Genomic DNA, 8,173 nt, shown 5'->3' with positions numbered 1-8,173 from the left:
TAGTCTTTTGCACTTTTAATTTCTCAATCCTTGAGGAATACTGCCAGAAGGAAAATTTTATATAAGCATAATGGATTAAAAAGCCCAGGGCAAATATAGCAACCGTTACCAAAGGAAAAACATGAATTCTTACTTTCAGGCGCTTTACTAAAGGTATCCTATCATTAATACCTAACTTGCCTGAGCCGATAACCTTTAACTCTTGTAAAGCTGCCTCTACGGCAGGAGCATATTGTGGCCCGATTTTTAGTCCTTTTAAAAAAAAGCCTATTGAAAAAATACTTTCTTTAGGATAAACGGCTTGCAAATTTATATACTGCCTCTTACAGGATTCGGCTAACCGGCTATACTCCTGTCTGGATATAGCGGTTATTAAAATAGGAGTGGTTTTTCCTGTTCTATCTACATTCTTAAAGAACTCTTCTTTAATGGAAGAATTGGTAGTCTGCAATTGATATCCGAAAAGGCCGTCTGGGGCAGGAAAATCAAGATAGGCCTGAGCCTCCCAGCGAACTGCCTCCTGTAATTTATCTAAAGCAAGCTTCCTATTAGAAGGTATGGGCAGCTCGGCTGTCAAAAGCTTCACCTCCGGGCTGACTAAAACTGCCTGTTTGGGATAATTGCCCAATCTTTCAAGAAGTTCCTTGCTCTGTGGATTGTCAAGTGCCTCTCCCCTTGCAAAGGGGGTTGACGGTGGACTTTTAGAGACCTCTGCTGTGGATAGAACCACCACTTCCTTTGCCTCTTTTTTCACTACTACCGCCCTGACAACCTCATTACTAAGGTCAATGGCAAGAATTTCATTTTTCTTAAAATATGAAGTTAGGTTTTCAAATTTGTTAAGCATAATTTTTAATCAATTGTTACTGGATACGCATTTTCTCCCGGTGGAAGACAAAACACTTTAGTCTGCTGCAAAACATTTAATGCGTCCCGCACTTCTAATTTCCTCAAGCCAACAGGAACTTCGGTAGCAAAAGTAACCGGCCCAGGATTAACACTTCTATCCTCAGTTGATATCGTTCCCTGAAAAGAATATATAAGACGAACATTCGGAAAACCCGTATTATTAGTTACTGTTATTTGTCTTCGCCAGTAAAAGGCATCTACAATGTCCTTTCCATAATAAGTAGTATCTGCGCCTGGTTCTGTATCCCAAAGATTATCGTCGCCTTTACTCTTTATCGTCATCTTATTCTCTCCATCTTCTATTCCATTAATATTATCATCATCAACAAAATTTACCTCTATTCCATATCCCCAACCATCCAAAAAATGCGTAGTAGGATTTGGCTGAGCGGGTGGAGCTTTTAGGTAATATCCATCATTGGCTGCTGAAGTCCGATAACCATGCCAAAACTTATGTGTTGAATCATAATTCCAGTCAAGGTATCCATCTGGTTCATCAAGTAACACAGGAACAAAATTATTATTAATAAAACTATTAATATCTCCAGGTTCTCCATAATCACTTATAAAACCGCCACAAGAGGTAATATCCTCTCCTCCGGCGACATCGGCCATTCTACCGATAAGCGCTCGTTTTACTTTTAGCATTCTCTGGCGGGTAATCTCATAGCGCTGGTCTTTATTTGCCTCATGTCCCAATACAAAGGCGCAAATCATAATTACACCTACAAGCGAGGAAATCATTGCCAATGCCATCAAAAGGGCTATACCTTTGTTATTTCTCATTCTATTTCAATATCTCCTAGCCAATTACCCGTAGGTTCAACGGTAAAAACTCTTTGTGTAGAACTGCCATATCCGGAATCAATAATAACAATACTCCTCAAGCCCACAGGAATATCTCCCTCATATTTTCCATTGGCATTTCCTGTATTATCCTGTTCAAACCGAAAGTAGCCGCCAGCATCTATACCATCTGTGGCTGGTGGTGTAGGAATCACAAAGGGGGTTTCAGTGCCATTTATAGGGACATAAATGATTACAGTCACATTAGAAGGTGCTGAATAGTCTATTACTCTTCCCGCCACAGGAGCCATATACTCTGTCTTTTTTATAGTCATCGTTATATCTTCGTTAAATCCCGTATCTGCGGCATTTATTACCCCATTTGCCCCGGGACTAGATACAATTAAATCTCCGGGAGTAGTCGTACCAAAAATAAAAGGATTTCCCCAACCGTCCCTTAATTTTTCTTGACCCGAAGTTTCCCCAATTCTCAAAGGCGGTGCTTCAATATAAGGTCCACGCCAGCCCATCCAAGTTTTTGATGTTACTTTATATTGCCATATTACACTATCTGATATATCTACCTGGTCAACTGTATCTCCATCCCCATTCAAATCCCTTGTCCAAAGCCCCTTAGGTTGTCCGTTTGGGTCTACATTACCATTCTCATCTACCAAATCGGGCAATCCACCCATATCCGCAACATACCCGGCGAACTGGCGCTGGCCATTGGCATAGGCGCCTTCTTGGCCCAAAATTGCCTTCTTAATTTCTTTCATCATTACTCTTGTCTCGTCAAACCGCCTCTGGTCATCCTGTTTAGTAAAAACCTTAGCCATCATTGCTATAAAAAAGCCCAAGATAGCCAAAACGACAAGTACCTCAATAAGGGTAAAACCACTCTTAGTCACAAGTTCTGTATGTGTTTAGCTCCTTAATATATGTTGAGTTTCCTCATTAAAGAGCCAGAAATCGCTTTGTTTAATTGTAAATTTTAAATTGTAAATTTTAAATTGCAAATTTTTTCTTAATTAAAAATCTACATCAAAATTTCAACATTTCTCTTTCATTTTACAATTTGCAATCTACAATTTACAATTTGCAATTGTTTAGCGAAGCTAAACATGTACCAAGTTCTTAATGTTACGGCCTCCTTATCGGCTGTGTGCCAAAGATAAACATTACCAAATCATCACCTGTATCCGCAGGTAAAGGGAGAGGGCTTGTTGTTCCACCGTTATCTACCCCATTTGCCCCAAAACTAACTATCCGCGCTGATAATCTCTCATCTTCTCTGGTTATTCCCGGATTTGTGTCCAATTCATCATAAATAATACGGTATTCTCCTATTACGCCATCAGGGTCAACGCTGTAGTCAACGCTTTTGCCCCAAGGGTCAATAATTATAGGATACCATTCATCATCTGCAGGATCAGGTGTCCCCTTATTATCATAAGCAGTAATTTCCCGCTCCAAATAAGGCCCTCTCCAACCTTTATAGCTGTATTTATCCCAGTTTATCAAAGAAGGAACGCCACATTGTGTTAGAAAAACGAGCATATCAGCTCGTTCGTTTGCAGCGTCATCTTTTAGGCAAAGAAGCTTAATGGCAAACTCTGGTCTTTCGTCTCCACTACCGCGCATATCATCCAGACCCAAATCCTCAGGGATGAGGCCTAATTCAGGATAAAACCTGTCTCTTATTGCCTCTTTGATATCTTTCATCTCGTTAAGCGCGGTAACGACGGCCGCCTCTCCCTTAATGTGGGAAAGGTAGCCTGCGACCATTGCGGTCAAAAACCCCAAAACCATCAGGACAACCAAAATTTCAAGAAGAGTGAATCCTTTCCTGTTCATGGCTTTTCTTCCTTTTCGATATATTCAAGCAAACGCTCTGAAAACGCGGCGGCCTCTTTTGAGCCGATTCTTTTTAAAAACTCATATTCGCGTTTTGCCGCTTGTATATCTCCTGTCCCTAAATACGCGATGCCGAGGTTGTAATGGCCCTTGAGATCATCCGGGACAAGAGAAGTATATTTCTCATAGGCGTCCTTTGCCTTTTGGTATTCTCCTCTCTTTCCGTAACAGACCCCAAGTCTGAAATACGCTTCCTTATCATCAGGGTGCGCCTTGATCAATTTCTCAAGCCTTACAGCAGCTTCTTCGTATTTTTCCATTCCCATAAGATAAATTATTATCTGCCTCTTGCCTATATCGGATTCCATCCATTCCTTAGTCCGCATTTGTTTCCAGCCATTTATACTCAAAAGGCCTGTGTTTTTAAAAGAAATGCCTTCTAATACGGGGATGGCGTATACATCATTCTTATCCTTGATAAAAAATTCAACAATCCCTAAAACCTCTTCATCTTTATTAAACACAGGCAAACCTCTTATCTTTGGCACCTGCGCATTTACCTCTATCCTTATCCTGTCTTTTATGGCAATGATTTTTCCCCTCACCGGTTCACCTTCGGGAAGCATTATGAATACCTCCTGGCCTTCCTTTATCTTTTTTGCAAATTTTGCTCTTTTAAATCCTTTCCCATCTATTTTGAGCTTTAATAATTTCTTTTCCTTATTCCTTGCGCAAACCCCTTTGATTCCAAACTCTCTGCCTTTTACTTCCAGCATTGCCCTGTCTACGCCGGAAAACACATAATAATGCGTAAGCACTTCATCTTTGGATATAAAAACACCTGCCTCTTTGCCAACTGCCTTACCCTCTTGATTGTAAATCTGGATTATGGCAATTAAATCGTCAACACAGGCGCAAAAGCCAGGTTGAGAAAAAAAGAAAAAAACAAACCCGGTTAGAAAACTCAAAAAAATATTTTTAATCACGGTAATCTTTCTTTTTAAAAAGAGGAGAGGGGCAAGGAGGGTATCCCTGCCCCTCCTCTTTTTTGCTAATAGAGATTAGAAGGTACTATCAATTGATTGAATACCCCAAATCTCTACTTCTTCCGGATACCTGTGGCCTTCTGGACAGAAGATGTCAAAAGCTGCTCTCTTATACTCACTATCCACATAAGAGAGATCAAAGGTCTTTCTTTGGGATGTGGCAGCATTTGAATCAGCCCAGCAGGTTACCTCCCGATGCAGGCCGGACCCGGCAAGTCTGTCAACAGTTTCCTGCAGGCGAGGAAGAACCATTACATACCAACCCCACATAGTATCATCAGCAGCTTGCCGCTCAAAGCTGGGGCATTTTCCTTCTGCGGCAAGAATCCTATGCAGAAGCTCGCAGTCAGGTCCAACACCCAAGATTAAGCGATAAGCCCAGTTTGGATCAGCAATGGTTTCACCTACTGCATTCCAGTTAGCGTGATTTGCCCAAACCGCGCCGTCATATCCTCCGCCAATCATTGGCCAGGTAGGGGCTGCCATAGCTGGATCAAGCGTTATTAGTTTAAATTTACTATCCTCAGTACTTCCAGAAACAGGAAGTGCATTACCCCAAATGTCATTTTTACCTGGTGCTGCCTGAATATCCTCCGGGTTATTGAGCACCACTACCTCACGAATGCCGAGCTCCTGTATTATTTCCCTGATTTCAGCGGCATTCAATTGGTGAGGCATGAGCCTGATCCGCCCTAAGATGGCAGTTGAAAAAACTTCCCTGCCGGCAGTAGTTATATTCTCTTCTGTTGGCCCATACCAAACACTAGCAGTGTCATTATACCCGGGCACCATCATCCTATCCGGCAGTTTGTTGTACTGCATCTCAAAAGCAGAGGCATACTTTTTGTGATCCTTGATATTGGTATCGCAGACAGTATCCTCTGCATCCTGGAAAAGGCCCAAAAGTTTAGGGGCAACCATTGCCACAAGAAACCCCATAACCATGAGCACTACCAGGAGTTCCAACAGGGTGAAACCTGCTTGGCTTCCTTTCTTTTGTTCTAACTTACTCATTTTTTTTTCCTCCTTTTACAAGAAACTTACCCACAAAGCCTTTTCTTGCATATTTTTTTGATTAATTGGTAATTGGTTAATTTATTCACCAATCACTAAACTTATTTCCTTCAGCCCCAAGCTGACAGGGTTCAAAATTTTATACCTTCATATTTATCACCTCCTTTTCTTCTGCGGCTAAAAAATCCACCACGAACCGGTATTGCTTGCCGCAGTAAATGATTACCTCTTTTTGGCCGCGGTGTAAAATACGTATCTCTACCTTAAGCCCACCATAACCTTTGTGAACAAATATCTCATCATAAAGCTCAAGCAATTTCGCCTTAACCTCCTTATTTGTTGATGTTTTTTTAACTGCCATATCTATCATTCTATCCATTTTTAATCTCTAACTGCAATTGAAACTCAATTTCAATTATAAAATTTTACAATAAAGTATTTTTTGTGTCAAGTATTTTTTTGTTTTTTTATTAGCTGCTGTTTATCCCTTTCTTTCTCATTATCGCATGGCAATGACTCATGGGTATCCGCTCTTTCTTGTACCTTAAAAACAAGAATCCCAACTTTTTCAAACAATCCCTGAATTCTTTCTCTTCAAGAAGGACGTATGGGGCATGACCAAAAAACCTTTTTGCAACTTGGAAATTGATCTTCCAAATCATATTCTCTAAGAAAAATTCCTCAAATGAGAAATATCCATTAGGCTTTAATACCCTGTGGACCTCAGAGATGGCCTTCTGCCAATCCTTGATATGATGAAATATCCCAAAGGAGAATACACAATCAAAGCAGTTATCAGGAAATTCCATATTTGAGGCATCGCCTACCTTAAGGTCAATATTGTCTTTTCTGATATCCCTTGCCCATCCTGGAGGGTTGGTATAATAGTCTTTTGCTTGCCCTATCATCTCATGATCATAATCAATTGCCACCACCTTCTTGCATCCAAAACGATGATTGATAAGAAGGGTGCCTACCCCTCTTCCACAGCCTATCTCAAGGCATACCGGTTCCTTGGGAAGATTAAGCCCCTCAAACATAATTGGGGACTCAACCTTTCTTTGAAGCCAAACCCTTATGGGATTATTCATAAAGACCTTTTCGATTTTATAGAGTTTCATCCATTAGCTCCACAAGCCACAGTCTTACATGGACACCCCTTACCTTCACGACACCCCCCACTGCAATTATTCTTGCATACAGGCTCTGATTGTTGATTCCAGATTGATTTAGCATCCCCCACTACCAATCTTTCTAATGCGAGTATTGCCTCTTTTTCATCCTCGCCGTCGGCAGTGATTGTAAGCCTATCCCCCTTTTTTGCCTCCAAAGACATAGAGTCAAGAATAGAGCGTGCATTCACCATATTATCATTCTTTATAATAAAGGTATCTGCCCTGTATTCAGAGATTGCCTGGGCAATCTTTGTGCATTCCAAAAGATTCAACCCCACATCTTTTTCTATTGTTAAATGTTTTACGCACATAATAATACTCCTTAACTTTTAAGACTCTTGATAAAATCGTCTATATTTTCCTCCATCAATTGCGAAGATGCATTCTTGACCATAAGGGCAAAATCAAGAAAGGAATCTTCCTTAAAATGAAGCGTAACCCCCATCCAGTTGACATGAATTCCATGACAACACCTGTAAATGTTTCCCATGCCTTCTTGTTCCGTCAATAATCTGTTATTCATAATTTTTACCTCCTAGTACGTGTTTAGCTTCGCTAAACATTGTAAATTGCAAATTGTAGATTGCAAATTGTAAAATGAAAGAGAAATGTTAAAATTTTGATGTAGATTTTTTAATTTAAGAAAAAATTTACAATTTAAAATTTGCAATTTAAAATTTACAATTAAACAAAGCGATTTCTGGCTCTTTAGCATAAAGGAAGCTCAACACATATTAAGGAGCTAAACACATACACCTCCTATATCAAAAAATATAAGGGATTGTGGAAGGGTAGTCTTATAATTCAATGTAAAATATAAAATTAGCAATTAGCATTTTAAAATTACCCCTCTTCATTGATAGTTGCTAATTGACAATTGATAATTTTGCAATGAGTTTTCTTTTATAGACCGTCCTTCCTTTCCCGATGCATCACTTTGTATGCTCATCCTCAACATGACCTACATGCTGCAAGAGATCGTGGACATGGTTGTCCATATCCTTTACATGCTCCCGCATATCCTGATATTCAGAGCAATTAGCATGCTCTCCTATCTGTCTAGCCACATGCTCTAAATCTTCATGAACATGTTCCAGGTCCTTCTTCACATGCAAGATATCTTCCTTCAGTAAACCCATTGTTCTCACCTCCTTTTTTTAATATTTTCTCTTTGATTTTCATTTTCAATCTCCAACTGCAATTGAAACTCAATCTCAATTATAAAATTTTACCAATAAGGTATTTTTTGTGTCAAGTATTTTTTTTTGAAACTTACCCATATCTTTTTAGCTAAAGAAAGGATTTTTGGGAAAATTAGGGTCTCTTTTTTAAAATTGTGGTTATTTTCTATTGACAGGAAGGCTAATTTTTAGAAATGAAGGGAAT

Annotated in this window: 11 protein-coding genes; all 11 read right to left on the bottom strand. The window is 39.7% G+C overall.

The annotated features are described in order from the left end of the window. On the bottom strand, nt 1–847 hold an 847-nt coding region (locus AB1630_08385; GenBank protein ID MEW6103810.1), incomplete at its 3' end, for a hypothetical protein. A 5-nt stretch (nt 848–852) separates the two neighbouring features. Continuing rightward, complete coding sequence (locus AB1630_08380; GenBank protein ID MEW6103809.1) at nt 853–1,695, bottom strand: hypothetical protein; 843 nt, start codon at nt 1,693–1,695, stop codon at nt 853–855. Then, complete coding sequence (locus tag AB1630_08375) at nt 1,692–2,606, bottom strand: prepilin-type N-terminal cleavage/methylation domain-containing protein (GenBank protein MEW6103808.1); 915 nt, start codon at nt 2,604–2,606, stop codon at nt 1,692–1,694. The genes AB1630_08380 and AB1630_08375 overlap by 4 nt, the downstream gene beginning before the upstream one ends. Nucleotides 2,607–2,838: 232 nt before the next feature. Continuing rightward, on the bottom strand, nt 2,839–3,552 hold the full coding sequence (locus AB1630_08370) for a type II secretion system protein (protein ID MEW6103807.1): 714 nt from the start codon (nt 3,550–3,552) through the stop codon (nt 2,839–2,841). Next, on the bottom strand, nt 3,549–4,328 hold the full coding sequence (locus tag AB1630_08365; GenBank protein MEW6103806.1) for a tetratricopeptide repeat protein: 780 nt from the start codon (nt 4,326–4,328) through the stop codon (nt 3,549–3,551). Before AB1630_08365 ends, AB1630_08370 begins: the two co-directional genes overlap by 4 nt. Nucleotides 4,329–4,613: 285 nt before the next feature. Next, nucleotides 4,614–5,612 (bottom strand): prepilin-type N-terminal cleavage/methylation domain-containing protein, encoded by a 999-nt coding sequence (locus AB1630_08360; protein MEW6103805.1) that lies wholly within the window; start codon nt 5,610–5,612, stop codon nt 4,614–4,616. Nucleotides 5,613–5,751: 139 nt separating this feature from the next. After that, entirely contained in the window at nt 5,752–5,991 is a 240-nt protein-coding gene (locus AB1630_08355; protein MEW6103804.1) for a hypothetical protein, read from the bottom strand. A gap of 91 nt (nt 5,992–6,082) precedes the next feature. After that, nucleotides 6,083–6,733, bottom strand: a complete 651-nt coding sequence (locus tag AB1630_08350) for a class I SAM-dependent methyltransferase (protein MEW6103803.1) — start codon at nt 6,731–6,733, stop codon at nt 6,083–6,085. Next, on the bottom strand, nt 6,730–7,098 hold the full coding sequence (locus tag AB1630_08345; GenBank protein ID MEW6103802.1) for an HPr family phosphocarrier protein: 369 nt from the start codon (nt 7,096–7,098) through the stop codon (nt 6,730–6,732). Before AB1630_08345 ends, AB1630_08350 begins: the two co-directional genes overlap by 4 nt. An 11-nt stretch (nt 7,099–7,109) precedes the next feature. Continuing rightward, entirely contained in the window at nt 7,110–7,310 is a 201-nt protein-coding gene (locus AB1630_08340) for a hypothetical protein (GenBank protein MEW6103801.1), read from the bottom strand. 409 nt (nt 7,311–7,719) lie between these two features. Further along, entirely contained in the window at nt 7,720–7,896 is a 177-nt protein-coding gene (locus AB1630_08335; GenBank protein ID MEW6103800.1) for a hypothetical protein, read from the bottom strand. Between the last annotated feature and the right edge of the window lie 277 nt (nt 7,897–8,173).

The sequence above is a fragment of the bacterium genome, assembly GCA_040753555.1.
Classification (GTDB): Bacteria; UBA9089; UBA9088; order UBA9088; family UBA9088; genus JBFLYE01.
The sequence above is the reverse complement of the archived record's forward strand: the minus strand, read 5'-3'. Positions and strand labels throughout refer to the sequence as shown.